Genomic DNA, 26,008 nt, shown 5'->3' with positions numbered 1-26,008 from the left:
TTTTTTATGGGTAACGAAACGATGAAAGGGTTATTGATCGCTGATGACGATGGCAACCCGGCGGTTGGCGGCCCGGCCCTCTCTGGTCTTGTTATCCGCCAGCGGCATGGTCTCGCCACGGCCATGGATCTCCAGATTGGCCGGCTTCATGCCGACCGAGACCAGCACATCGGCCACCGACTGAGCCCGCTTCAGGGAGAGCTGTTGGTTGTAGCTGCTCTCGCCGGTATTGTCGGTGTGGCCATCCACCCGCGCCTTGTCCAATCCTACGCCAAGCAGTGTTTTACCCAGTTTTTCAACGGATTGGCGAGTCTGGGGATTGAGCGCCCCCACGTTGTTGGCAAACAGCACCCGGTTGGCCAGATCCAGCGTCCACCCCTCATCGGTCAGATAAAAGCCCTGCTCCTTGAGCACGGCGATCTGCTCCGGGGTCAACCCCTTGGGCGCGCTCTGGCAACCGGCCAGCAGCGACAACATCAACCCCAGCAGGGTCACTTTCAACAGGTGGGTGATCTTCATGGTTTGCTCCTTGTTTATGTTGTTATTCTTGCCAGTCAGGCGATGGTTTGCTGTTCGCTGCGGCGCGCCCGTTTCGCCAGATACATGGCCGCATCGGCCTGATCACACAGCACGCTGGCACTCATGCCCGCCTGATAGACGGCGAAGCCGACACTCACCTCGGCCACCAGCTGACGACCGTCACGCAGCGCCACCGGTTCGCTCATCGCCTGCTGGATGCGGCCAATCACCTCTTCCACCTCATGCTGTCGCTGGAGTGGGCCAACCAGCACAGCAAACTCGTCACCACCGAGGCGAAAAACCAGATCATCCGGACGCAGCTGATGTTGTACCCGTCTTGAGAGCGCGATCAGCACATCGTCACCGGCGTTGTGCCCCAGCGTGTCATTAATTTGCTTGAAACGATCGCAGTCGAGATAGAGCAGCGCAAACCCCTCTTGCTCGCCGAGGGAAATGGCCTGCGCGAGCCGCGCTTCAAACAGGGCGCGATTGGGCAGTCCGGTGAGGGCATCGTGAGTCGCCTGATGGAGCAGGCTGGCATTTTCGCGGGCCTGCTGGGCCTGCCAGGCTTGCAGCTCGTCCAGCAGGGAGTTGAAGTCATCCCCCAGCTCGTTAATCTCGACGATATCGGCCGGTGGTGCCCGCATCCCCAGGGTGCGTTGTCGGCGTACCGAGTGGGCGACAAGTGCCAGCTTGCGCAGCGGTGCGGTGATGGAGACCTGCATCCGGTCAGCCACATAGAGAGCCACCGTGGCGCTCAGCATCAGGCAAACCACCATCGCCAGCAGCGCCGAGAGCAAAAACAACAACAGGTATTCACCGTGGCCGCGCAGCTCGATGGTGGCGATCTGCTCACCCCCCCGCAGCATGGGGAGTTTGACAGGCCCCGGCATCAGCAGTTGGGCCAGATAGTCTTCGAGCGTCACCAGCGGGTTGCTTCTGGGGCGCTCCCAACTGGCGAGCAGCTGGCCATTGGTCAGCACGATAGTGGCTTGGGCCACCTCTTCCTTGGCAACGATGCCGCTAAGTGCCTCGCTCGCCGCCTCCTCATCATGGAACACCACCGCCGCCTCGGCGCTGTAGCTGATGGCGCGGGCTACCAGCTCCAGATTGTGGTCGGCGTAAAAACGCACTACCAGCAGGGCCACCAGAGTAAAAAAGAGTCCTGCCACGCTGACGGCTGTAATGGCGGCCACCAGATGGGTTCGCCCCAGGCTCTGACGCAGGGTCAGACGGTGGGGAGCCGCGCTCACCTGTCGTCTCATGGGACCCCCTTGTCGGCATGGGCCAGCTTGAGCACGGCGGGATGCACCCGCACGCCGCTCAGTGCCAGGGCATCGAGGTTCACTTTAAACCGCACCCGCACGCTGTCCGGCGAGGTCTGCAGGCAGAACACCGAGCTGGTGGAACAGTCGTGGTTGTATTCGCTGATGCTGAGCACAGGGTGCCCCTGCAGGCGGGCAAACAGCGCAATCCGGGTCGGCTCGTCGAGCACTCCCAAATAGAGCACGTCGCAGTGATCGCTGATGGCCGGATCGCTCGCCTCGTAACGATGGACCTGCACGGTACGGCCATTGGCCTGACGATCGATGGTAAAGAGGGCGCCAGCATATTCGGTCGGCGCCGCCACACACATGCGCAGCACCGCAGGCTCGGTGGGCCAGCGGGTATAACTCATGATATCGAGCACCAGCTCCCTGACCGCCGTCGCCCGGCTCTCTGCGGCCGTTTCCGCCAGCGCGCGGGGCAACAGCAGGCCAAATGCAACCAACAGGAGCGCCAGACGGGCAGTTAAACGGGGGGAAAAGAGTAACAGCATGATCGGGAGGTGGTCGCCTTGACAATACCGCTGCTATGGCATTGCGGTTCGGGTAGATGAACCCAGATAGTAAGTTGGCTGACACTGGCCTGACAAGTCTCACCCCGCCATCAACTACCGAGTTCGTGTAAAGAAAACGGAGAGCCCGTCTGGTAACGGGCTCTCTGGTGGCAGGCAGCAAGGTGGAAATCACTTCTTGCTGATGCCGTATTCTCGCAGCTTGTTGGCGATGGCGGTATGCGACACGCCCAGGCGTTTGGCCAGCTGGCGCGTTGACGGGAAGGCGGGATAGAGCCGGGCCAGCAGCTGGCTCTCGAAGCGCTTCACCGCATCGTCGAGATTCCCCTCAAACCACTCGTCGATCAGCGGCATGGTATCGGCCGCCACCGGCAGGTCGATCTGCTCGGGCCCCAGTTCATCCCCTTCCAGCAGGGTCATGGCGCGGTAGAGACAGTTGCGCAGCTGACGCACGTTGCCCGGCCAGCGGTAGGCGGTCAGATAGTCGGCCATGTTGCGGGTAAAGCGCGGACGGGGTCGCTGCAACTCGCTGGCAAAGCGGGAGACAAACTGCTGGGCCAGCACCATGATGTCTGCCTTGCGCTCGCGCAGGGGGGGCAGCGCCAGACTGAGCACGTTGAGGCGATAGTAGAGATCCTCGCGGAAGGTTCCTTCGTGCACCAGATCCAGCAACTGCTTCTGGGTAGTGCAGATGAAACGCACGTTGACCTTCACCTCCTGCTCGTCACCGACTCGGCGGAACACCCCATCCTGCAGCACCCGTAAAAACTTGGTCTGCAGATGGGGAGACATATCGCCGATCTCGTCCAGCATCAGGGTGCCGCCGCTCGCCAGCTCCAGCACGCCGCGCTTGCCCTCGGTGTTGTTGCCAAAGGCGCCGGGGGCATAACCAAACAGCTCGCTCTCGGCCACGTTATCCGGCATGGCGGCGCAGTTGAGGGCCATAAAGGGGTGGCTGGAGCGCAGGCTGGCCCCGTGACAGGCACGGGCCAGCAGCTCCTTGCCGGTACCGGTCTCACCGACAATCAGCAGCGGCGCGTCCTGCATCGCCAGTTTGCGCGCGTGCGACAGCACCTCTTTCATCTTGGGGCTCTCGGCCTGCAGATGCTCGAAGCCCCCCACTTCCACCGCATGAAGCGCGCTGAAGTGCAGGCCGACCCGACGGGCAGATTTGAGCACCACCACGGCACCGGCTAGCGCCTGCTTGCCGCGGGCTTCTGCCACGAACAGCGGCATCAGATCTGCCAGATACTCTTCGCCATTGAAACTGAGCTTGCAGGTCTGCGGCTTGATCTCGCTCGCCTCCAGCCAGCGGGTGAAGGAGAAACCCTTGACCAGCGAACCGAGCGCCACGCCGCGCACCTCCTCCACCGGCAAGCCGAGGGTGGTGAGTGCCGACTGGTTGGCCTGGGTCACCTTGCCCTTGCTGTCGAGGGAGAAGACCAGATCCGGCAGCGCCTTGAGCAGCGCCTCGATTTCGTGATGCTCTCGCTCGGAAGGCATGTAAGGGATGGTCTTGACGTCGTAGACGCCGGGAATGCGGCGGATCTCCGGCATCAGGTGCTGAAAATCACTGAACTCCAGCTCGGGAAAGTTGAGATAGATGATGCCTGAGGTATCGATTTCGATGCCGCGCAGATCGATATTGTGCTCCACCAAGCGGTCGAGCAGTTCCCGGGTCAGGCCCAGGCGGTCTTCACAGCTGACTTCAAGACGCATTCGGGACACACTTCCTAGCTAACTCTATGAATGAGCGGATAATACAGTCTCGATCCCCCCAGTGCGAGCGCCAGCCCATAAAAATGCGGGCCTGCCCCGCTTTCGCAGGCAGGCCCGGGTCAACCGATGACGCTGGTGTGGGGTGAGATTAGCGGAGCAACTGATCGGTGCGCGCCGCCATGATGAAGTCGTTGCGATGCAAACCGCCGATCTTATGCATCCACCAGCTGACGATCACCATATCGCTCACTCGATGAGTGGTGGCGTTCACTTCAGCAGCTCATCCGTGCGTGCAGCCATGATGAAGTCGTTGCGGTGTAATCCGCCGATCTTGTGGGTCCACCAGCTGACGGTCACCTTGCCCCACTCGGTCAGGATGGCCGGATGATGGAACTCCGCTTCCGCCAGCTCCCCCAGGCGGTTGGTAAACGCCAGCGCCTCCTTGAAGTTGCGAAACGTAAATTCCCGCCGCAGTTGCAGCGCCCCCTCCTCCACCAGCGGCTGCCAGTCGGGAATAAGCTGCATCAGCTCGCGCAGCTCCTCATCGCTCACCTTGGGGGCATCGGCGCGACACGCTTCACACTGCTGGCTGGCCAGTTCGGACATGGGTTACTCCTGCTTGAATTAATGAAAAATTAATGAAAATGAAATAGGGTTGTTTGCTTTTGGTCAGCTCGCCTGTTTGCCAGCGGCAACCTCAAAACGTGGCGGATAGAGGCCAAGCCGACTGGCCTCCGCCAGAGCAGCCATGATCTCCTCCCCGGTCAGCTGGTAGAGATGATCGAGACTCGGCAGCACAAAATAGGTGGGCTGCATGATGTCGATGCGATACGGGGTGCGCAGCACGGTCAGCAGATCGAAGGGTTGCAGCAGCGGCTTGCCGGAAAGGGCATAAGCTGTCTCGCCGATGGAGGATAGAATGCCGCCACCGTAGATACGCAGCCCGTCCGGCGTTGCCAAGAGGCCAAACTCCACGGTGAACCAGTAGAGCCGCGCTAGAAAAACCCGCTGCTCCTTGCTCGCCTGCTGCCCCAACTGACCATAGAGGTGGGTGAAGTGGGCAAAGGCCGGATTGGTCAGCATGGCGCAGTGGCCGAAGATCTCGTGAAAGATATCCGGCTCTTGCAGGTAGTCGAGCTCGTCCCGGCGTCGGATAAAGGTGGCCACCGGAAACTGGCGATTGGCCAGCAGGGCGAAGAAGCGATCGAACGAGATAAGCGCAGGTACTGCCGCCACCGACCAGCCGGTCGCAGGCTGCAAGACGGCGTTGATCTCGGCCAGCTGGGGGATGCGATCACGGTGCAGCCCCAGTCTGTCGAGACCGGCCAGATATTCGTTACACCCGTTACCAGCAAGGGCGGCGAACTGGCGTTCGATCAGGATCTGCCAGGTGCCATGCTCCTCGTTGCTGTAGTGGATCACCCCGTCAGCATCCGGCTGGTGGGCGGTGTAGAAGGTTGCCATAGCGGTTCCATCCTCTGGCGCCACATCAGGCGCCTTGCCGTTTCATCACGACTTCACTGTAACGAAATGGCAACAAAAAAAGCAGCCGACCCATGAGTCGGCAGCCTGAAACAGTTGTAAATAAATTGTGACAACCGCTATTAATCTCCAGCAGCCATCAAGGCTTATTGAGATACCCCGCCAGCTGGCCGATCAGCCGCTTGCGCAGCTCGCCGAGTTTGGGTTTCTCGTCCGCACACCAGGGCAGCGGGCGGCACGCCTCTATGGTGCGCAGGCCAAGGCGAGCAGTGAGCAGCCCGGCCCCCACCCCTTGCGCCGCGCGGGCAGAGAGCTTGGCGGCAAACTCGGCGCCCAGCAAGTCCATCCCCACCTCGGTCACCAGCTCGGTGGCACCGGCGTAGAGCATGTTGCGAAACACCTGACGGATGAGGCGTATGCGGCTCCAGTAGCCAAGTTCGATGGCGTAGACATCGGCGATATCCTCGATCATCCGCAGGTTGCGCCACAGCATCAGCATCATGTCGACGGTAGCGAGCGGGCTCAGCGCCACCAGCACGGCGGCCTCCCCCGACCATTTGGCCACCCGCGCCTGTGCCAGCTTGTCGCGCTCGGCGAGCACCACCTGGCTATAGAGGGTCAGCACTTCCCGATCGCTGTGGCTCTCGTCGAGCTGGGCCAGCCAGGTTTGATACCCTTCGCGCCCCTTGTCGCCACTTTTGACCGCCAGCCCTTCGCAAAAGGCCTGCCCCTGCCCGACTCCCTGATGAGCAAGCAGATCTTCTGCGCGCGAGCGCACATCCTGACGCCGCTTGAGGGTGCGCAGCCGCAGCCACTCGCGCCCCACCACGCTGGCGGTTCCCGCCGCCACCAACGCCGAGGCTGCCAGCCAGGCGCTCCCCCAGAGCGGGGTGGTGAGAAACTGCTCGTAAAGGAAGGCGCCATACTGGCCCAACGAGAGCAGACCGACCGCCCCCAGCCCCCACGCCAACAGCCGATGGCGGCGGCGCGGTTTGATGACGAGGGCACTCTCCACCTCGGTGAACTCGTCCAACTCGTCGAGGCGCTCGAAACTCGCCTCCTCCAGTCGCTGGGCCGGCGCGGGCGGGCGCTCGTCACTGGCCACCGTCAAGGCAGGCTCAAGGATCACCTTGCCCTGCAGCGGTGGCCGCTCTTTTATCTGATCGTTCATCGCATTGTTCTCCTGAATGCGGAACCGAGAACAATCCCGGGCCGCACGCCGTTATTCGAGGTGATCCCCAAGCAGAAACTCCAGCGCCGCATCGAGCCGGATATGGGGCAGCGCCTGATGGGCGCTCATGGGCATGGGGCGAAACGCCTGAAAATCAAAGCCCTGACTGTTCCACCACTGCGCAGGCGGAATATGGGGCGGCACCTCCCCCGGGAACAGCAGCAGCGGCTCACCCTCAAGGCTGGTGCCGCGGATGGCGGGGAACTCGCGGCCATTGGCCACCCCCTTGCCCACTTCGGTCGCCTTGATGGCGGCGAGCGCCAGACACTCGGTGGTGATCCCCTCGAAACGGGCCTGACCGCGACCGCTGCGTACCAGATGCTGCAGCAGTGAGACCATGGGCGCATGTTGTTCAGGGGTGACGTGATCGGCCTTGCTCGCCACAAAGAGCAGCTTGTCGATACGGGGCGAGAAGAGTCGCCGCCACCAGTTGCTCTTGCCGTAGGCAAAGCTCTCCATGATGCGGGCGATGGCCTGCTGCATGTCGCCAAAGCTGGCCGCCCCGGCGTTGAGGGGCTGCAGGCAATCCACCAGCACGATCTGGCGATCAAAACCGGCAAAGTGCTGCTCATAAAAACCCTGCACCAGATGCTGCTTGTACTGCTCGAAGCGCTGCTTGAGAGTGGCGTAAAGAGTGCCATCGGCGGGCTCGCTGGCAGGCATCTCCCACACCCAGGGGACAAATTGCAGCATGGGGGCACCGGCATACTCCCCCGGCAACACGAAGCGACCGGGTTGAATAAGGTGCAATCCCAGCTCCTGTTTGCAGGCATGCAGATAGGCGGTGTAGCGCTCGGCCAGCTCCGCCACTGGTCGTTCTTCGAAGCGTTGCTCAGCCTGCCACCCGGGGGTCAACCAGCTGGCGGCACTGGCGGCAAGTGCCTGCAGCTCTGGGCGACGAAGCTGCTCGCGCACCTGTTCGCACCACTGCTCGTAGCTCATATCAAGGAGCGGCAAGTCGAGCAGCCACTCCCCGGGGTAGTCCACCAGATCCACGTAGAGGGTGGAGATCTCCCCCAGATGCTTGCGCAGGGGATGACGGGTGCGATAGCGAATTTCGAGACGCACCTCGGCCACACCGCGGGTGGGCTCGGGCCAGGCCGGTGGATCGCCAAACAGGGAGTCGAGGCCACGCTCGTAGGCAAAGGTGGGGATGTGGGCATTGAGCTGCGGCACCCGGCGGGCGCCGAGGATGCGCCCCTGACGCAGGGCATCCCACAACGGCAAACGGCCATCGATGGCCGCGTGTTCCAGCTGGTTGACCAGCGCCGTGATAAAGGCGGTTTTGCCGCTGCGAGAGAGGCCGGTCACCGCCAGCCGGATATGGCGATCCCGCACCCGGTTCACCACGTCGTTCGCCTTGCTCTGCAGGCGAGTCAACTTCTGTTCCAGTTTATTGAGTATCAAGGCTTGACCCGTTCTCCCTTGGTGGTTGCATCTGGATAGCTGGTGTCGATGGTGGCGCATCACGGGAGGCGCCGCCATCGACATTGAGTGCTTGAGCAAGCACTACAGCTTGCGAAATTCCCGCTGCAGGGTGAACTCCCTGGAGGTCACCAGCTTCTCGATCCGCTGAACTCTGGGCTCCAGCGCGTCAAGTTCCTGCGCGATGCGGCCCAGCGCCTGATGAGGGGTGATCCCCGCCTGCCAGCTGCGCGCTTTCATCCGCACCTCAGCAAAGTCGGCATCCTCTTGCGAATAGAGGGTGACCGGCTTTTTGTCGAGCAAGAACCAGGCGGCGATATAGGCGGTGAAGGTAATGAAACCGGCGAAGATAAGGCCACTGATGGCGAGCAGCCGCACGATCCAGGTCTCCACCCCGAAATACTCAGCCAAACCGGCACAGATCCCGGCTATCTTGCCACGCAGGGGATCGCGATAGAGGTTACGCCCTTCACGACTGACACTGCTCATACCTTGTTCCTCCAACCGGGTACTTCTGCATCCAGAATTGATTCCAGCGCGCCCACTCGCTCCTGCATCTTCTCGGTGCGAGCCAGCAGCCCTTGCAGCTGTTCCCGCTCGCTATCAGCAAGACCGGCGCCAATCCGCCCCTTGGCACGATAGTGCAGCACCAGCCAGATGGGGGCTACCACCACCATGAAGACCACCATGGGAACCATCAATACGCCCAGCAGATCTTCCATCTGTTACTCCCCCTGTTTGCCTTCGCTTTTGCTGTCGCCCTGGCCCAGCTTCTGGCGCATGGCTTCCAGCTCACGACTTATCTGATCGTCCACTTCCAGCTCGGCAAACTGTTGCGCCAGCGCCTTGTCGGACTGACCCAGATCGGCGCGCGCTTCCATTTCGTCGATGCGACGCTCCATCCGCTCGAACTTGCTCACCACCGCCTGGCTCTCGCCACGGGCTACCTGGCTCTGCACATTGAGACGGCTGCTGGCCGCTTCGGTGCGAATGGCCATCGCCTTTTGACGGGCGCGGGCATCTTCCAGCTTGGCTTCGAGCTGACGGATCTCTTCACCCAGCTTCTCGATGCCGCTATCGACCGCCTGCTGCTCGCGGTAGAGGGTCTCTGACAACTCGGTCTGTTTCTTCTTCTCGATAAGGGCGGCGCGGGCCAGATCTTCACGCCCCTTGGTCAGGGCCAGCTCGGCCTTGGCTTGCCACTCGTCGACCCGCTCCTGATGACGGGCGACCTGACGACCAATCTCTTTCTGGCTGGCGAGGAAGCGGGCCAGATTGGAGCGCTCCTTGACCAGCTCGTCCTCCATCTCCTGGATGATCAGGCGCACCATCTTCTGGGGATCTTCTGCCTTGTCGAGCAGGGCCGTCAGGTTGGAATTGATGATGTCGGCCAGACGGGAAAAAATACTCATGATTGCACTCCTGTTATTGGCATGGCGTTGTTTCTCCATTGACAATGGCAACTTGTGTGCCAATCTGGAACAAAATTTAACTTGTTGATTTATATGGGGCAGAATAGCCGGATTGCAAGATGCCTCGCGCAAGAGATGATTAAAATCACCAACTTTTGGTAAGATTGACCAGCTTTTACAACTGACAGGGATCACTATGACCACGGCCACGGAAAGCCTGCTGGGGGAATCCAACGCATTTCTCGAGATCATTGAGCAGGCCTCACGGCTCGCCCCGCTGCGCAAACCCGTGCTGATCATCGGTGAGCGGGGGACGGGCAAAGAGCTGATCGCCCACCGCCTACATTATCTCTCGGCGCGCTGGGATCAAAGCTTTGTCACCATCAACTGCGCCACCCTGAGCGAGAGCCTGCTGGAGACCGAACTGTTCGGTCACGAAGCGGGATCGTTTACCGGCGCGGCCAAGCGCCACCAAGGCCGCTTCGAGCGGGCCGATGGCGGCACCCTCTTCCTCGACGAGCTGGCCACCACCAGCGCCCGGGTGCAGGAGAAGTTGCTGCGGGTCATCGAGTATGGCGAGTTCGAGCGGGTGGGTGGGGCCAAGCCCCTCAAGGTGGATGTGCGACTGGTCTGCGCCACCAACGAAGATCTCCCTGCGCTGGCCGACAAGGGGCAGTTTCGCCACGATCTGCTCGACCGGCTCGCGTTTGATGTGATCACCCTCCCCCCCTTGCGGGAGCGGCGGGAAGATATCCTGATGCTGGCGGAGCACTTCGCCCACAGCATGACCCGGGAGCTGGGCTATCCGCTGTTTGCCGGTTTCTCGCGCAAGGCAACCCAGCTACTGCTGGATTACCACTGGCCGGGCAACGTGCGGGAGCTGAAGAACGTGGTGGAGCGTAGCATCTATCGTCAGGGCAATCCCCAGTTGCCGCTCTCGACCCTGGTGCTCAACCCGTTTGATTCCCCCTGGCGACCACAGGTCACGCAACCTGCGCAAGAGGCCCGAAGCGAGGTACAATCTGCATCCCCCCTCGCCTTGCCGCTCGATCTCAAGCAGGCTGTGGCGGAGTACGAGATTAATTTACTCAAGCAAGCGATGCAGCAATCCCAGTATAATCAGCGCAAAGCCGCTCAACTGCTGGCCTTAAGCTATCACCAGTTCCGTGGCATGCTACGCAAATATCAGCTGCTGGATGGCGATAACGATGCAGAACAAGAGTGAAGGAGTGCGGTTGATGCCGACTCCAGCAACACGCCAGCCTTCGCGCTGGCACATTTGTATCAAAACGTGCGTACAAAACCCCTATAAGAACATGGTTCAACAATGAGAATGCTCACACCCTTGCTGCTGGGTCTGCTGGTGCTGGTCACCGGCTGCCAGAAGCAACCCGAGGCCTCCAAAACCGGACTCATCTATTGTGCTGAGGGATCCCCCCTCTCCTTCAATCCCCATGTTTCCAACTCCGGGGTGACACTGGATGCCAGTGCCCGTCCGCTCTACGACCGCCTGCTGGAGGTGAACCCCAACACCCTGGCGCTGGAGCCGGCGCTCGCCACCAACTGGCATGTCAGCGAGGATGGCCTCACCTATACCCTGACCCTGCGCAAGGGGGTGACGTTTCACCATACCCCCTGGTTCAAGCCCACCCGCACTTTCAATGCCGATGACGTGGTCTTTACCTATGCCCGCCAGCTTGACGAGCAGCACCCCTATCACAATATCTCCGGCGGCGATTACCCCTACTTCTACAGCTTGGGGCAAGATCTGCTGATCAAGCGGGTGAGCAAGAAGGGGCCGCAGACGGTAGTGTTCGAGCTGAACCAGCCAAACGCCTCCTTCCTCGCCACCCTGGCCAGCGACTATGCGGTGATCCTCTCCGCCGAATACGCCGAGCAGATGTTACAGGCGGGCACGCCAGCCCTGCTGGATAGCCGCCCCATCGGCACCGGACCGTTCAGCTTCAAGGAGTATCGCCACAACGAGTTCATCCGCTATCTGCACCACCCTGGCTACTGGGGCGGCGATGCCAAGATTGAACAGCTGGTCTACGACATCACCCCCAAATCCGCCAAACGGCTGGCCAAGCTGCTGACCGGCGAGTGCGACGTAATGAGCACCCCTTCCGCCAGCCAGCTCTCGGTGATCAAGCAAAATCCGGCGCTGAGCCTCTCGGTCCAGTCGGGGATGAACGTCGCCTTTTTGGCCCTCAATACCCGCAAGCCGCCATTCAACAACGTCAAGGTGCGGCAGGCTATTGCCAGCGCCATCAATATCGACAACCTGCTTCAGGCGGTCTATTTCGATACCGGCCTGCCCGCCAACAGCCTGCTGCCGACCCTCTCATGGGGGTACAACCCCAGCCTGCCCGAGCGCAAACCCGACCTGAAACGGGCGCGCCAGCTGCTCAAGGAGGCGGGACTGGAGAAAGGGTTCGAGATGCAGGTGCTGGTGCAACCGGACGCCCGCCCCTACAACCCGGATGCGGTCAAGACCGCCCAGCTGATCCGCAGCGATCTGGCCAAGGTCGGGATCAAGCTCAAGATCGTGCAACGGGAATGGCCGGTGATCGAAGGCCGCCTCACCAAGGGGCAGTACGACAGCTTGCTCTCCGGCTGGATTGCCGATAACGCCGATCCGGACAACTTCTTCCGCCAGCTGCTGAGCTGCTCGGCAGTGGAGCGCGGCAACAACTACAGCCGCTGGTGTAGCCCGGCCTTCGATCAGCTGCTGGATGATGCGGTCACCACGCCCCAGCTCTCGTTCCGGCTGCGCAACTACTACTATGCCCAGACCCTGCTTAACGAACAGCTGCCGCTGATCCCGCTGGCTCACGCCTTGCGTACCCAGGTCAGCCGCAGCGACATCGAGGGGCTGACGCTGATGCCCTTTGGCGGCACCTCCTTCAACCAGGCTCACAGGGAGTAAGCATGCTTCTATACACCTTGCGCCGCATCAACCTGCTGCTTATCACTCTACTGGCGCTGACCTTTGTCGCCTACCTGCTGGACTATCGGCTGATCGGCAATCAGCTCAGCTTCTGGAGCGGCTACCCCGATTTCCTGCGCCGCATTTTCGCAGGTGACCTGGGGCTCTCCAGCGTCTCCGGGCTGCCGGTGCTGGACGAGATCCGCCACTACTTCCCGGCTACCCTGATCCTCTGTCTGGCGGCGTTCGCCATCTCGCTGCTGGTGGGGATTCCTCTCGGCACCCTGGCGGCCCTGTCACAGGGCAAGACGCTGGATCTCTCCATCATGACTGCCGGTCTTATCGGCTATGCGGTGCCGGTGTTCTGGCTGGCGCTGCTGGTGGTAATGCTCTTTTCGCTGGATCTCGGCTGGTTGCCGGCGTCGGGCCAGATCAGCCTGCTCTACGATGTGCCCCACATTACCGGCATCGCGGTGATCGATGTGCTGCTCAGCAACGAGCCCTGGCGGCAAGCGGCGCTGCACGATGCCCTGCGCCACCTCATTCTCCCGTCACTGGTGCTGGCGGTGGTGCCCACTACCGAGGTGATCCGCCATGTGCGCAGTTCCCTCATCGACGTGATGAAGCAGAACTACATCAAGGCGGCAGCGAGCCGGGGCCTTTCCAAGGCGCAGATCGTCTGGCGCCATGGCCTGAAGAACGCCCTGCCGCCGGTACTGCCGCTGCTGGGTCTGCAACTGGGTAGCGTACTCACCTCCGCCATGATCACCGAGGTGGTGTTCGAGTGGCACGGGATCGGCCGCTGGCTCATCAGCAGCATCGCCCTGCAGGATTACGCCGCCATTCGCGGCGCGACCCTGGTAGTGGCCAGTTTCGTGATCCTGACCAGCGTCAGCACCGAGTTGCTGACCACCCTTATCTATCCGGCACGGCGCAAAGAGTTGTATGCCAAACAAGATTGAACGCGCTCATGGCGTGACCAGGAGCCAGGTATCCTATGCAAGATAAATCGAACATCTATCCCGAGCTCAAGATCCTCTCCCCCCTTGAGCAGACGTGGGCCTCCTACAGCCGCAATCCGCTGGCGATGGCAGGGCTCTGGTGCTTTTTGCTGTTGCTGCTCATCACGCTGGTGGGGCCGCTGGTCGTCCCCTACGGCATCGATGAACAGCACACCGACAAGCTGCTGCTGGCCCCCTCGTGGGCGGCGACCGGCAACATCGACTACTTCCTCGGCACCGACGATCTGGGGCGCGACATGCTCTCCCGGCTGGTGGTGGGGGCACGTCTCACCTTCGGTTATGCGCTGGTCGTAGTGGTGATCGCCATGGTGGTGGGTTCCGCCATCGGTATCCTCGGCGGGATGAGCAAGGGGCTTAAATCGAGCGTGCTGCACCACCTGCTCGATACCCTGCTCTCCATCCCCTCCCTGCTGATGGCCATCATCATGGTCGCCATCATGGGGCCGGGTTTTGGCAATACCCTGATAGCCATTACCCTGGCGTTGATCCCGCCCTTTATCCGGGCCACCTACAACGCAGTACATGCCGAGATGCAGAAGGAGTACATCACCGCCAGCCGCCTCGATGGCTCGCCCCCCTTCCGGATCATGCGTCTGGCTATTTTGCCCAACATTGTCGAGACCCTGGTGGCCCAGACCACCCGCACCTTGTCGGCGGCCATTCTCGATATCTCGGCGGTCGGTTTTCTCGGCCTCGGCGCCCAATCCCCCCAACCGGAGTGGGGCACCATGCTGGCCGATTCGAGCGACCTTATCTATCTCGCCCCCTGGACCGTCACCCTGCCCGGCATCGCCATCCTGTTCAGCGTGCTGGTGACCAATTTAGTTGGTGAAGGCATTCGTGAAGCACTCAAAGAGGGGAATGACTGATGCCGCTGCTCGACATTCGCAATCTCACCATCGAGATCGACACCCCGCAAGGCAAGGTCAAGGCGGTGGACAAGGTGAGCCTGACCCTGACCGAGGGGGAGATCCGCGGTCTGGTGGGTGAATCCGGCTCCGGAAAAAGTCTGATCGCCAAGGTGATCGTCGGCATCGAGAAGGACAACTGGACGGTTCGTGCCGACCGGATGCGTTTCAACGACATGGATCTGCTGACCATGGCTCCCAAGGAGCGCCGTCGCATCATGGGCCGCGAGATCGCCATGATCTTCCAGGACCCCATCAGCTGTCTCGACCCCTCCGAGGAGATCGGCACCCAGCTGGAAGAGGCGATCCCGACCGATTCGTTCGAGGGACAATTCTGGCAGCGCTTCCAGTGGCGCAAGAAGAAGGCCATCGCCCTGCTGCACCGGGTAGGCGTCAAGGATCACCGCAAGGTGATGCGCGCCTATCCCCACGAGCTGTCGGATGGCATGTGCCAGAAGGTGATGATCGCCATGGCCATTGCCAACCAGCCGCGTCTGCTGGTAGCCGACGAGCCCACCAGCGCCATGGAGTCCACCACCCACTCCCAGATCCTGCGACTGCTGGACAAGATGAACAAGCTGGGTAATACCACCATCCTGATCATCAGTAACGATATCGCCGCCATCGCCAATCTGACTGATACCATCAACGTGATGTATTGCGGCCAGATGGTGGAAGTGGGCACACGGGAGCAGATCCTCGAGACCCCGCATCACCCCTATACCGATGCCCTGCTCAAATCGATCCCCGACTTTGACAAGCTGGTGCGCCACAAGTCGCGCCTCGAGACCCTGCCCGGCGTCATCCCGCCGCTGCAACACCTGCCCATCGGCTGCCGTCTGGGGCCGCGCTGCCCCTACGCCCAGAAGCAGTGCGTGCAGACTCCGTTGATGAACAAGATCAAGGGCCATCAGTTCAGCTGTCACTTCCCGCTGAACATGGAGGAGCCAAAAAAATGATGACCGTTAATGCCCCCATGAAGGAGCCCCGCTTGTGATCGAGCCATCCCTGTTGCAGGTCAGAGGCCTTAGCAAAACCTACCAGAACCGCACCGGTCTATTCCGTCGTCAGGCGGTGGAGGCGATCAAGCCCCTCTCGTTCGATCTCGAAGTGGGTCAGACCCTCGCCATCGTCGGCGAAGCTGGCTCCGGCAAGAGCACCCTCGCCCGCATTCTGGCTGGTATGATCGAACCCACCAGCGGCGACATCGCCATCGACGGCCAGCTGATGGTGCATGGCGATTACCAGACTCGCTGCAAACTGCTGCGGATGATTTTTCAGGATCCCAACACCTCGCTGAACCGCAAGATCCGGGTCGGCCAGATCCTGGAAACCCCACTGCGCCTCAACACCGAGATGACTGAAGAGGAGCGCCGTGAGAAGGTGGTGCAGACCCTGCGTATGGTGGGGATGCTGCCGGATCACGCCCTGTTCTATCCGCAGATGCTCTCCTCCGGTCAGCAGCAGCGGGTGGCGCTGGCGCGGGCACTGATCCTCAACCCCAAGATCGTGGTGGCCGATGAGGCGCTCTCCACCCTGGATATCTCGGTACGCTCCCAGATCATCAATCTGCTGCTGGAGATGCAGGAGACCATGGGACTGAGTTATGTGCTGGTCGCCAACGATCTGGGCATCGTCAGCCATATCAGTGACGAGGTGCTGGTAATGCACGAAGGGCGGGTGGTGGAGCGCGGCAAGACTCTCAAGGTGTTTGCCGATCCCCAGCATGAGGTGACTCGCCGTCTCATCCAGAACTACAACAACGAATACCGCAAATAGAGAGGCGCTGGCCACCTCCCTCACCGCTGTGTTTCGCCGAGCTCACACGGCGGGATCAAAAAAGCCCACTGCATGCAGTGGGCTTTCTGTTACCGGCGTTGCTGCTTAGGCTTGCAGCAGCAGACGGTTGATACGGGAGACGAAGCTCGCCGGATCGTTCAGCCCGCCCTGCTCGGCCAGCTGGGCCTGTTCGTGCAGCAGGGTGACCCACTCACCGAACAGTGCCTCGTCTTCGATGGTGTCGAGTTTCTTCACCAGCGCATGGTCAGGGTTGAGCTCCAGAATGTACTTCTGCTCCGGTACCGGCTGGCCGGCCGCGCGCATCAGCTTGATCATCTGGGTGCTCATACCGTAGGCGTCGGTGACGATGCATGAGGGGGAGTCGGTCAGACGGTGGGTGACACGCACCTCTTTCACTGCATCGCCCAAGCTCTTCTTGACCCGCTCCACCAGACCGGCGTTGGCCTTTTCGGCCTCTTCCTGGGCCTGCTTGGAGGCTTCGTCTTCCAGATCGCCGAGATCCAGTTCGCCACGGGTGACGGAGATAAGCTGCTTGCCGTCGAACTCGGTCAGGTGGCTCATCAGCCACTCATCCACACGCTCCCACATCAGCAGCACTTCGACACCCTTCTTGCGGAAGATCTCGAGGTGCGGGCTGTTCTTGGCTGCAGCATAGGAGTCAGCGGTGATGTAGTAAATCTTCTGCTGACCTTCCTTCATGCGGCCAACATAATCCTCGAGAGAGACGGTCTGGGCTTCGCCCTCGCCAGCGGTGCTGGCAAAGCGCAACAGTTTGGCGATCTCTTCGCGGTTGGCGTAATCCTCGGCCGGGCCCTCTTTGAGCACGTTACCGAACTCTTTCCAGAACTTGGCGTACTTCTCGGCATCGTCTTTCGCCAGCTTGGAGAGCATGGTCAACACGCGCTTTGAGCAAGCCTTGCGCAGGGAGGCGGTCACCTTGTTGTCCTGCAGGATTTCACGGCTGACGTTGAGCGGCAGATCGTTGGAGTCCAGCACCCCTTTTACGAAGCGCAGGTAGGTCGGCATAAACTGCTCGGCATCGTCCATGATGAAGACGCGCTGCACATAGAGCTTCAGACCGTGCTTCTGCTCGCGGTTGTAGAGGTCGAACGGTGCGCGGGCCGGTACGTAGAGCAGGCTGGTGTACTCCTGCGCCCCTTCCACCCGGTTGTGACCCCACAGCAGCGGATCTTCAAAGTCGTGGGCGACGTGCTTGTAGAACTCCTGATACTCCTCGTCCTTGATATCTTTCGGGTTGCGGGTCCACAGTGCCGTGGCGCGGTTGACCTGCTCCCACTCGCCCGGGGTGCCGACGATGGTCTCACCATCCTCTTCCCGATCCGGGGTACCCTCTTTGAACATCTCCACCGGCACGCTGATGTGGTCGGAGTATTTGCTCACCACGGAGCGCAGACGCCAGTCGTCGAGGAACTCGTCCTCTTCGGCACGCAGGTGCAGGATAACATCGGTACCGCGACCCTCTTTGGTCACGTCAGCCACGGTGAAGGAGCCTTCCCCTTCCGATTCCCACTGTACGCCCTGCTCCGGCGCGGTGCCGGCGGCGCGGGAGACCACGGTCACCTTGTCGGCCACGATAAAGGCGGAGTAGAAACCGACCCCGAACTGACCGATCAGCTGGGAATCCTTACCCTGATCGCCGGAGAGGTTTTTGAAGAATTCTGCGGTGCCGGACTTGGCGATAGTCCCCAGGTGCTCAATCACCTGATCACGGGTCATACCGATCCCGTTATCGGAGATGGTCAGGGTACGCTTCTCTTTGTCCACCACCAGACGCACACGCAACTGGCCGTCGTTTTCGAACAAAGAGGCATCGGAAAGCGCCTTGAAGCGCAGCTTGTCCGCCGCATCGGATGCGTTGGAGATCAGCTCGCGCAGGAATACTTCTTTGTTGGAGTAGAGGCTGTGAGCCATCAGGCTCAGCAGTTGTTTGACTTCAGTCTGAAAGCCGTGGGTTTCGGCATGAACACTTTGGGTCATGGACCAATCCTCAGAAACATCGGGTTGAACATATGCCCAACCTAGATGGGGACGGCCAATCAAATATCAAGGGGCGAGTGTGCAATCCTGCTCACTCGCCCCTTTAAATCCGCTCAAACGGCTATTTATTACCCAGCGCGCCCCCTGTTTATGCGGGGTAGCAGGCAGGCTCGCCTTGCTATTTCAAGCGTTGACGTCCCATCAGGGAGTGCGACAGCGTGGTGCCGTCCACCAGCTCCAGCTCGCCCCCTACCGGCACCCCGTGAGCGATGCGGCTCACCTCTACCCCGGCAGCACGGGCCATGTCGGCGATATACCAGGCGGTGGCATCCCCTTCGATGGTGGGATTGGTGGCGAGGATCAGCTCGCTGATGTGCTCATCCTTCAACCGGCGCTCGAGAATATCGAGCCCCAGCTCCTCCGGGCCGATGCCGTCGAGCGGCGACAGATGGCCCATCAGCACGAAGTAGCGACCAGAGAACTGGCCGGTCTGCTCGATGGCGGCCACGTCCGCCGGGCTCTCCACCACACAGAGCAGGCCATTCTCTTCCCGCTTGGGATTGGCGCAGATATCGCAGCGGTCGTTCTCGGTAAAGGTGCGGCAGTGGCTGCAATGACCGATCTCGGTCAGGGCGCGAGAGAGCAGCTGGGCCAACCGCAAACCGCCGCTGCGCTCACGCTCGAGCAGGGTAAAGGCCATCCGCTGGGCAGACTTGGGCCCCACCCCCGGCAATACCTGCAGGGCTTTCATCATCTCATCGAGCAGGGGACTGAACTTCATAACACTCCTTACACGGGCCTGCCCCTCGCCACCACCAGGGCCACGACGGGTCAGCAAAACAGGATAACGCCATTGGCGCAGGACTATACCCGAGCCTGCCGCCCATCGCCATCGGCTTGCCCACAGCGCTCGCAAAAACGTGGATAGCAAAAAGCCCTGATGTTTCCATCAGGGCTTTGCAATTTGGCGGTGAGGGAGGGATTCGAACCCTCGATACGTTGCCGTATACACACTTTCCAGGCGTGCTCCTTCAGCCACTCGGACACCTCACCAAATTTTTGCTCACTGCTTTATGTGCTTGAGCTGCACATTCGCTGTGCGGACCATGCCGCGGCGACGGGGCGTAATGTAAGGGATACGATGGCTTTTGGTCAATGCAATTTTTTACTTTTTGCGTTCGTTTGCTCAACATCCGAACCAAGTGACCAAAAATATGCCGTTTCGTATCCCTTTCAATCAATTTACTGCCGCTTCGTGCAAATGTTCACCTTTGAGCGCCTCTTCCAGCGAGGCGTAGAATTCCAGCTTGCCGGGTTGCGGCCGCACCTTGGCACGAGCCAGGGTCTTGAGCGGTTGGAACTGCAACTCGGCCACCCGCAACTCGACACCGGCTTTGGCCATCTGCTTGCCAAAGTGGAGGAAGGCAGAGAGGCCGCCCGCATCGAGGATGGAGACCGCCTCCATCTGCAACACCAGCACCTGGTGCCCTTTCACTTGCGCTTCCAGCTCGGCAAAGACCCGTTCGGCCGCGGCGAAGAAGAGCGGACCGTTGATCTTGTAGAGCAGGCCGTTGTCCGGCACCTCATGGGCATAGCGCTTGTGCTCGGCCAAATCGTGCAGTTTGGTCATCTTGGCAATTTCGCGCATAAAGAGCAGGGAAGCCAGGATCACCCCGAAAGTGATGGCGATGACCATGTCGAAAATGACGGTGAGCGACAGGCAGACCAGCAGCACCAGCACATCGGATTTGGGCGCGCGGCGGATCAGCTCCACCACCTTGTGCGCTTCACTCATGTTCCAGGCCACGATCAGCAGCAAAGCAGCCATGGCTGAGAGCGGCAACCAGGAGAGCCAGGGGGCCAGCACCAGAATGGCGGCCAGCACCACCAGCGCATGAACGATCCCCGAGATAGGGGACGTAGCGCCGGCACGCACGTTGGCGGCAGAGCGGGCGATGGCGGCGGTAGCGGTAATGCCGCCAAAGAAGGGGGCGAAGATGTTACCAAGCCCCTGCCCCACCAGCTCGACGTTGGAGCTGTGTTTGCGACCGGTCATGCCATCGAGCACTACGGCGCAGAGCAGCGACTCGATCGCCCCCAGCATCGCCATGGAGAAGGCGGCAGGCAGCAGCCGCTCAACAGCCGCCAGGTTCCATTCAACCGGCAAGCCATCCGGTCCGGGCAAGGCCCAGGGCATCACCAGGGTCGGCGCGATGGGCGGGATCCCCATCCCCTGGGTGCCATCGGCCAGGGTATAGCTGAACTTGCTGCCGATGGTAGCCACATCAACCCCGAAGTAATGGAGGCCAAAACCCAGACCCACCCCGACCAGCACCGCGGGCAAGTGGCCGGGCACAGGCAGACGCAGGCGCGGCCAGAGCAGCAGCACGGCCAGCGTTGCGACCCCCACCAGGGTATCGCCCCACTGCCAGCTTGGCAGGGCGGCGGCCAGCGCCTCGACCTTGCCCAGATAGGTTTCCGGCATCTCGGGCACGCTTAGGCCAAAGAAGTCCTTGATCTGCAAGGTGGCGATCACGATGGCGATACCACCGGTAAAGCCCAGTGTCACTGACGGGGGAATGTACTCGATAAGGCGGCCAAGACGGGCCATCCCCATCGCCACCAGAAAAAGGCCTGAGATGAGCGTCGCCATCAACAGACCGCCAACCCCGAACTGCTGGGCGACCGGATAGAGGATCACCACAAAGGCAGCGGTCGGGCCGGAGATGGAGTAACGGGAGCCACCGGTCACGGCGATCACGATACCGGCGATGATGGCGGTATAGAGACCGTGTTGCGGCGGTACACCGCTGGCGATGGCCAGCGCCATGGCGAGCGGGATGGCGATGATGCCCACCGTCACACCGGCGATAAGATCACGGCCGAAGCGGGCCATGCTGTAGGGTTCATCAATACAGGACTGGCGTAAGGCTATGGCGAGCTTCACGCTATTTAAAGAGGCTTGCTTGTGCATGTATATCGTAATACCAGAAGAGGGAGATAAAGGCCGGAGAGATCCGGCGCCCGATCATCATCAAGGGCCGGCAGGGCTGTCGACGCGGCGATGGTATCCTGCGTAACCTTACTCCAGACGGGCCATTTTTTCGATGGGCAGGATCAATGAAACGCGCGCTCACCCATTATTTGGCCTATTTGCCGCCAAATCGCCGATCTTGGCTCCTGCCCTCCCCCTTTTTGCCACAAAGATTACCATTTGAGCCTCACTGTGTTACCAGCACGTTCGCGACATCATACTGGCATCATCAGGTTGATGCGAACCGAGCCAATAACCCCTTGGGCCGGTTGGGGGCAGTGATGGCAAGAGACTGATTGTGCTGAAAATAAACCGCAAAGCACAACTTTTGGGCAAACAATCCGAAAATCCGGTTTTCGGGAAATTCGCGGGTTGACACCCGCCGCCCTGGTCATTAATATTCGCCCCGTCTTAACGAGACAGGCAATTCCTCCTTAGTTCAGTCGGTAGAACGGCGGACTGTTAATCCGTATGTCACTGGTTCAAGTCCAGTAGGAGGAGCCACTTTTCCCTCGTAGTTCAGTCGGTAGAACGGCGGACTGTTAATCCGTATGTCACAGGTTCAAGTCCTGTCGAGGGAGCCACATTTGAAGCCCAGCTTTAGAGCTGGGCTTTTTCATAACCATCTCTCCATTGTTTCAAGCTAAGCCAGCTATCCCTCGTCGCTTGCTCTGCCACATTCCCCTCGCAGTGAACGATCCACTCTCCCTGTTTTCTCTCAACTCAAATTCGACTAACGATTACTCCGGTCCCTATCCGGTCAACTCAGCTGGCGAATGGGTCACGATCTAGCCCGAGCCAGAAGTCATCCCTTCCCCTGACGTAAATACCTCCAGAAATCCCTCCGGTCACAGCTTCCGGTCTTTCTGCCGGGAGACCATGGGGATGGTCAGACCGGAGCTGGTTGCACTGGCGTGGAGATAACACAGATTGAAAGATGGAGACGCTCAGGAAGGGCAAGGGAAGAGGAATGGTTAGTGGGCAAGACCGGAGCAGCTCTGGGGGATATCCGGTCTTTGAGGCTGTAACTGAGTTGCCAGGAGTTATACAAAGTCGCGTCGATGCCGACGAGGTGACGGGGCGTCACGCCGACGCGACCATCAGCGTGATTTTTCAAGCTTCACTTTTAGCACATACAAATAAATTGATTTATCTGTTATGCCTTAACCATAAAATTAAATGTGAAGTTATCATTCCACTCCAGATTAACACCAATTCGCTCGGCTAAATCTAGATCTAAACCAAAACTAAGGTCATAGGATTCACTTACCGTAAAAGTCCCTTCATCTGCTTCATCAAGCATTGCTAATATATGAGGGAATTCATCCATCCAAATATAATTTTGTCTTTTCTCAGATACTTTAAGTGGTTGTTCACATTGAATCGTCACTTTATTTGATCTTGATTTATTTAATGTTGCCTTACCTTCAAGTGGCATTCCATCAAACACTCCTTTTGTGGAAACAGAAGCACCATTCTTTCTTGTGATTTCAATATCTAGTGCCGTTACTCTTAAGTTGGCTCTTATGTAAGATACAATATCAGCCAACTGTTCTCTCATTATGTATGAATGAAATTCACTGGCAGGAATTAGTATATCCGTCTTTATTTTCTTCGGATGCCTAATGTAATAAACATCACTAACCCACTCATCGTTAAAAACTTCAGTGAAACGCGCTATCTCATCATCTTTCGATAGCACGAAAAAATCTTTTGATTTATAGTCTTTGTAGTTTTTAAATGGATTTCCAAAAAAAACTGAGCTCATTACAGGTAAATCTGGACTTTTCAATTTATTATTAAGCTTACCAAATAAACTTCTGTCAATTCTGTATACTTTTAGAGACATACCCCACCCTAATGTTTATATAAAAACTTTCAGCGTTAGTTTTTGTGAGCTGAACATATTTAATTCGGGTTTGATGCGTTCTTGCAAGATATAGCACTCTATGCAACGCATACTTCAATTATGCTTTGCATTGGCTAGGCGAACACATGTTGTCACATGATTAATAGCTTGCTCAATAACAAACAGTGGATATTTAGTTTTATAACGCTCACCTGAGAAGCATTTTTGGCTATCCGCGCCACTCTCAAGACGAATTTTTTCACACCATGCCCAAAGCTGTTCGATAGGCAAAGAACTTCCACGAGCAGTGATAACATCTACAAGAACATGCATATCGCTACTATCAATGCTCTGCTCTATCAAGTTAACTCGATTCTCGATAACATTTACTTTTTTCTCTAATTCCTCACGTTTCTCAATTTCTCTTGCCAAAATAGAAACGTTCTGTTGCAACAATGCCACCATGGTACTTAACTCAGAAGCGCCCTCTTTCGGCGGGGGATAAATACCATATTTTCGGATGGATGGTAGTACATCTTCAAAAATCCAATCTTGGAATCGAACAGATGCTTCACTATCATCAATTGTTACGATTCGATATAGCCCAGCCTCTGTTATATAGAACTCGTAGTCGAAGCCATATTCATTTTTCCCAGACAAAGGGATAATATGTTTTTCTTTCTCTTTCAACACTGAAGAAAGTTTACTTAAAAGACCACCGAATCCAGACTTAACACCTGTGTTGTATGAAATATTTTCATTGTCTTTTGCCAAGACTCGAACCACATCAGGGAAGCGAAATAAAATTTTACCATCCCGATCCATTGTCTTTATTGGTTCACCACCGTTAGTTGCAGGGTATATTATGTCAAATTTTTTTTCGTCCACACAACACTCCATATTAAGTCTCTATAGCCGATTTTTATCGACAGCATACTATATGTCTTCATTGGAAACCATGACGCCGTAAAAAACTGCATTTTAAATGCATATTAAAACTATGTTCATCCAGAACATCAGGCCCTGAGCTAACCACTCAGGGCCTTTTTCATATCCACGATCCAAAGGACAGAGCATGTTTATTCACCAAATTTTGCGCAAGCAAGTCGCCGCTGTCAGCATCAAGCCTATGAGAGACGGCAGTATCGACTTCACGGTAAAGGGCAGCACCAAAGGCGCAGTCAAAGGAGCTCTCACCGGAGCAGGTATCGGTGCCAAAGGCGGTATCCCTGGAGCTGTCGCTGGCACCATCATCGGCGGCACTATCGGTTATATCACTGGGCCAGCAGACTGAGGGAGATAGCCATGGATGAGTTCATTCAAGAAGGGAAATACGCCTCCCACGAGACGCTAAAGGGGTATGCCTACAGCTGGCAGACGCTGAGCTTGCTGATGCAGGAGGTCATTACAAACGGTATGTATGTTCCTGAGTTCCTACCAGATGAAAATCAGCCTGTGCTGCTGGTCGTGATCAAAGAGGCGACTGTCCTCAAGGCCAAGTCCCTGCACAGCGAAGCGCCTGAAGTATTGATCTCGATAGCTTCCCACACAGGCGAGTCAGTCCGGGATGACGACAACGGTTACTACGCTGACTACTGGCGGTTAGCTGCGGGAACTATCAAGCTGATCGACTGTGCCGAAGATGCTGTCTTCTGGCTACCCCTCCCTGCTGCCGAAACATGGGAGCCATATAGCTTCTCTGGCTATGGCTTACCGTTTGATACCTTGTCTGCCCCACTTCCTGTATTCCAGCATCTGGCCTTTGCTCTCAAGCCAGCTCAAACCTCGCCTGATTTGGGCACCACTATCTACCTGAAATCCACTATCTGACGATCTCGAAGGACGCTAAGCATGAATACCAAAACCGATAAGCAAGCAGCTAAACAGCAAGTAAATACGACTGCCACAGCCAAGTTTGATGGCATACAAGCATCACCAGCCAAAGTAGCCTTGGTCAGTGGCGTAGCCACCCTCCTTTCGCCAGGCTCTACAACTACCGTGGGCTATGAGATTGGCCATGAACCCGAACAGGCGGAACTGTTGATCCGTCTGACAGGTAGCAGCGGCGGGGGTCTCTGCTCCAAGGAGTGGTTCGGTCTGGCACAAGTCGTCGATCTGCTAAACGAGCAACAACCGGACAAGGCATTTACCTCGGGCCTGTTCAAGGTGATCTGGCACTTCAAGGGCAGCAGCAATAACGCGGGGTTCCTGGCTGCTGTACTGCGCCATCTGGAGTTGACCAAGGCGGCACCTGCAGTACGCTTCGGCCATCTGATCACGGGCAAACATACCGAGTGGTTCGATGGACTCAAGACCAAGCTGCCAGCAGAGACCAACGCAGCTCAGTAACCGTTCCATCCTCCTACTCTCCCCCGCCCCCTTTTACTCAATCTCAACGAGAACCAAGATATGAAACCTACCCTCGTTATCACGGGCTTGCCTGTGAGGATAAGTCACGACCTGCAAACGCTACTGGAGCAGGCCATCAGCTCGGCGCTGGAGGATTTCCCTGATGAAATGCCGGATGGTCTAACACCCGCAGCCCTGACCCTCAACTACCGAGATCCTGACTACAGCGCAACAACTGGCGGCTATCACCCTGTAGAGATCCGGCTTGAACGCTGGGATGACGGCTGGCATCTGCGTTATGTCACTGACTTTGCCTATGTGGGCCAAGGCTGGTGCACTGAGTTGGCCAAAGAGTTGGACTTCGATTTCAGCATGGGTGAGTACACCCACTCGTTGATGGGGAAAATGTCACTGGCAGAGGTGCATGAGTGGTTTGAGCTCTGGCAGCTTAACTTTTGCTGCTATGCCCAGATGGATGTATTCACCCTGACGGT

Annotated in this window: 27 protein-coding genes and 3 tRNA genes; 12 read left to right on the top strand and 18 right to left on the bottom strand. The window is 58.5% G+C overall.

The genetic code is table 11. The features are described from left to right. Nucleotides 1-30: 30 nt before the first annotated feature. The 12 genes from VF684_RS19985 to pspA all read right to left on the bottom strand — a co-directional run bounded on the left by VF684_RS19985 (nucleotide 31) and on the right by pspA (nucleotide 9,625). The gene (locus tag VF684_RS19985) at nucleotides 31-519 is read right to left on the bottom strand and encodes an OmpA family protein (protein ID WP_005333642.1); all 489 of its coding nucleotides are present in this window, start codon (nucleotides 517-519) and stop codon (nucleotides 31-33) included. A gap of 35 nt (nucleotides 520-554) precedes the next feature. Next, nucleotides 555-1,784 carry a diguanylate cyclase domain-containing protein gene (locus VF684_RS19980; RefSeq protein ID WP_376900194.1) on the bottom strand — a complete coding sequence of 410 codons (1,230 nt, stop codon included), beginning with the start codon at nucleotides 1,782-1,784 and terminating at the stop codon, nucleotides 555-557. Further along, on the bottom strand, nucleotides 1,781-2,338 hold the full coding sequence (locus VF684_RS19975; RefSeq protein ID WP_005333646.1) for a YfiR family protein: 558 nt from the start codon (nucleotides 2,336-2,338) through the stop codon (nucleotides 1,781-1,783). Before VF684_RS19975 ends, VF684_RS19980 begins: the two co-directional genes overlap by 4 nt. Nucleotides 2,339-2,527: 189 nt before the next feature. Continuing rightward, nucleotides 2,528-4,075 (bottom strand): transcriptional regulator TyrR, encoded by a 1,548-nt coding sequence (gene tyrR, locus VF684_RS19970; protein WP_069556244.1) that lies wholly within the window; start codon nucleotides 4,073-4,075, stop codon nucleotides 2,528-2,530. Nucleotides 4,076-4,223: 148 nt separating this feature from the next. Next, nucleotides 4,224-4,346, bottom strand: coding sequence for a 4a-hydroxytetrahydrobiopterin dehydratase (locus VF684_RS19965; protein WP_257496256.1), 123 nt, complete (start codon nucleotides 4,344-4,346; stop codon nucleotides 4,224-4,226). Then, nucleotides 4,343-4,681: a 4a-hydroxytetrahydrobiopterin dehydratase gene (locus tag VF684_RS19960; protein WP_019444917.1), complete on the bottom strand. Its 339-nt coding sequence runs from the start codon at nucleotides 4,679-4,681 to the stop codon at nucleotides 4,343-4,345. Before VF684_RS19960 ends, VF684_RS19965 begins: the two co-directional genes overlap by 4 nt. Nucleotides 4,682-4,744: 63 nt before the next feature. Next, on the bottom strand, nucleotides 4,745-5,539 hold the full coding sequence (gene phhA / locus VF684_RS19955) for a phenylalanine 4-monooxygenase (RefSeq protein ID WP_139730858.1): 795 nt from the start codon (nucleotides 5,537-5,539) through the stop codon (nucleotides 4,745-4,747). 157 nt (nucleotides 5,540-5,696) lie between these two features. Beyond that, nucleotides 5,697-6,728: a YcjF family protein gene (locus VF684_RS19950; RefSeq protein WP_139440452.1), complete on the bottom strand. Its 1,032-nt coding sequence runs from the start codon at nucleotides 6,726-6,728 to the stop codon at nucleotides 5,697-5,699. A gap of 51 nt (nucleotides 6,729-6,779) precedes the next feature. Beyond that, nucleotides 6,780-8,195, bottom strand: coding sequence for a YcjX family protein (locus VF684_RS19945; protein ID WP_162516095.1), 1,416 nt, complete (start codon nucleotides 8,193-8,195; stop codon nucleotides 6,780-6,782). Nucleotides 8,196-8,297: 102 nt separating this feature from the next. Then, the gene (gene pspC, locus VF684_RS19940) at nucleotides 8,298-8,702 is read right to left on the bottom strand and encodes an envelope stress response membrane protein PspC (RefSeq protein ID WP_042657602.1); all 405 of its coding nucleotides are present in this window, start codon (nucleotides 8,700-8,702) and stop codon (nucleotides 8,298-8,300) included. Next, entirely contained in the window at nucleotides 8,699-8,935 is a 237-nt protein-coding gene (gene pspB, locus VF684_RS19935; protein ID WP_005333672.1) for an envelope stress response membrane protein PspB, read from the bottom strand. Before pspB ends, pspC begins: the two co-directional genes overlap by 4 nt. Nucleotides 8,936-8,938: 3 nt before the next feature. Continuing rightward, the gene (gene pspA / locus VF684_RS19930) at nucleotides 8,939-9,625 is read right to left on the bottom strand and encodes a phage shock protein PspA (protein ID WP_005361184.1); all 687 of its coding nucleotides are present in this window, start codon (nucleotides 9,623-9,625) and stop codon (nucleotides 8,939-8,941) included. Between the two features lie 196 nt (nucleotides 9,626-9,821). Between pspA and pspF the strand changes: the two genes are divergently transcribed. From pspF to VF684_RS19900, 6 genes are all read left to right on the top strand, one after another. Further along, nucleotides 9,822-10,850, top strand: a complete 1,029-nt coding sequence (pspF, locus tag VF684_RS19925) for a phage shock protein operon transcriptional activator (protein WP_005333674.1) — start codon at nucleotides 9,822-9,824, stop codon at nucleotides 10,848-10,850. Nucleotides 10,851-10,958: 108 nt separating this feature from the next. Next, nucleotides 10,959-12,554, top strand: coding sequence for an ABC transporter substrate-binding protein SapA (gene sapA / locus VF684_RS19920; protein ID WP_162516387.1), 1,596 nt, complete (start codon nucleotides 10,959-10,961; stop codon nucleotides 12,552-12,554). 2 nt (nucleotides 12,555-12,556) lie between these two features. Continuing rightward, nucleotides 12,557-13,516 carry an ABC transporter permease gene (locus VF684_RS19915; RefSeq protein WP_139440454.1) on the top strand — a complete coding sequence of 320 codons (960 nt, stop codon included), beginning with the start codon at nucleotides 12,557-12,559 and terminating at the stop codon, nucleotides 13,514-13,516. A gap of 35 nt (nucleotides 13,517-13,551) precedes the next feature. After that, nucleotides 13,552-14,445, top strand: a complete 894-nt coding sequence (locus VF684_RS19910; protein ID WP_005333677.1) for an ABC transporter permease subunit — start codon at nucleotides 13,552-13,554, stop codon at nucleotides 14,443-14,445. Next, entirely contained in the window at nucleotides 14,445-15,443 is a 999-nt protein-coding gene (locus VF684_RS19905) for a peptide ABC transporter ATP-binding protein (protein WP_005333679.1), read from the top strand. The genes VF684_RS19910 and VF684_RS19905 overlap by 1 nt, the downstream gene beginning before the upstream one ends. A gap of 34 nt (nucleotides 15,444-15,477) precedes the next feature. Next, nucleotides 15,478-16,263 carry a peptide ABC transporter ATP-binding protein gene (locus VF684_RS19900; protein ID WP_005333681.1) on the top strand — a complete coding sequence of 262 codons (786 nt, stop codon included), beginning with the start codon at nucleotides 15,478-15,480 and terminating at the stop codon, nucleotides 16,261-16,263. A gap of 105 nt (nucleotides 16,264-16,368) precedes the next feature. On the opposite strand, the gene htpG is transcribed toward VF684_RS19900, so the two are convergent. The 4 genes from htpG to dauA form a co-directional block, all read right to left on the bottom strand. Then, nucleotides 16,369-18,282: a molecular chaperone HtpG gene (htpG, locus tag VF684_RS19895; RefSeq protein ID WP_139440455.1), complete on the bottom strand. Its 1,914-nt coding sequence runs from the start codon at nucleotides 18,280-18,282 to the stop codon at nucleotides 16,369-16,371. Nucleotides 18,283-18,460: 178 nt separating this feature from the next. Continuing rightward, entirely contained in the window at nucleotides 18,461-19,063 is a 603-nt protein-coding gene (gene recR, locus VF684_RS19890; protein ID WP_110303200.1) for a recombination mediator RecR, read from the bottom strand. A 184-nt stretch (nucleotides 19,064-19,247) separates the two neighbouring features. Next, nucleotides 19,248-19,335: transfer RNA gene (locus VF684_RS19885), tRNA-Ser, on the bottom strand. Between the two features lie 184 nt (nucleotides 19,336-19,519). Next, entirely contained in the window at nucleotides 19,520-21,256 is a 1,737-nt protein-coding gene (gene dauA / locus VF684_RS19880) for a C4-dicarboxylic acid transporter DauA (RefSeq protein WP_201914443.1), read from the bottom strand. A gap of 488 nt (nucleotides 21,257-21,744) precedes the next feature. Between dauA and VF684_RS19875 the strand changes: the two genes are divergently transcribed. After that, nucleotides 21,745-21,820: transfer RNA gene (locus tag VF684_RS19875), tRNA-Asn, on the top strand. Nucleotides 21,821-21,824: 4 nt separating this feature from the next. Further along, nucleotides 21,825-21,900 (top strand) — tRNA-Asn (locus VF684_RS19870). A gap of 572 nt (nucleotides 21,901-22,472) precedes the next feature. On the opposite strand, the gene VF684_RS19865 is transcribed toward VF684_RS19870, so the two are convergent. After that, a complete protein-coding gene (locus tag VF684_RS19865) occupies nucleotides 22,473-23,165 on the bottom strand; it encodes a hypothetical protein (protein ID WP_279459119.1) in 693 nt (230 codons plus the stop codon). Between the two features lie 114 nt (nucleotides 23,166-23,279). Further along, complete coding sequence (locus VF684_RS19860; protein WP_279459121.1) at nucleotides 23,280-24,053, bottom strand: BRO family protein; 774 nt, start codon at nucleotides 24,051-24,053, stop codon at nucleotides 23,280-23,282. Nucleotides 24,054-24,240: 187 nt separating this feature from the next. Between VF684_RS19860 and VF684_RS19855 the strand changes: the two genes are divergently transcribed. The 4 genes from VF684_RS19855 to VF684_RS19840 all read left to right on the top strand — a co-directional run. After that, nucleotides 24,241-24,459: a hypothetical protein gene (locus VF684_RS19855; RefSeq protein ID WP_279459123.1), complete on the top strand. Its 219-nt coding sequence runs from the start codon at nucleotides 24,241-24,243 to the stop codon at nucleotides 24,457-24,459. A gap of 11 nt (nucleotides 24,460-24,470) precedes the next feature. Further along, nucleotides 24,471-24,995, top strand: coding sequence for a hypothetical protein (locus tag VF684_RS19850; protein ID WP_279459125.1), 525 nt, complete (start codon nucleotides 24,471-24,473; stop codon nucleotides 24,993-24,995). Nucleotides 24,996-25,016: 21 nt separating this feature from the next. Next, entirely contained in the window at nucleotides 25,017-25,514 is a 498-nt protein-coding gene (locus VF684_RS19845) for a hypothetical protein (RefSeq protein WP_279459127.1), read from the top strand. Nucleotides 25,515-25,574: 60 nt separating this feature from the next. Next, nucleotides 25,575-26,008: DUF2787 family protein (locus VF684_RS19840; protein WP_440174368.1), on the top strand; the 434-nt coding region annotated here is incomplete at its 3' end.

Source organism: Aeromonas sp. Lyrl_2, from assembly GCF_051948815.1.
GTDB classification, from domain to species: Bacteria; Pseudomonadota; Gammaproteobacteria; order Enterobacterales; family Aeromonadaceae; genus Aeromonas; species Aeromonas veronii.
The sequence above is the reverse complement of the archived record's forward strand: the minus strand, read 5'-3'. Positions and strand labels throughout refer to the sequence as shown.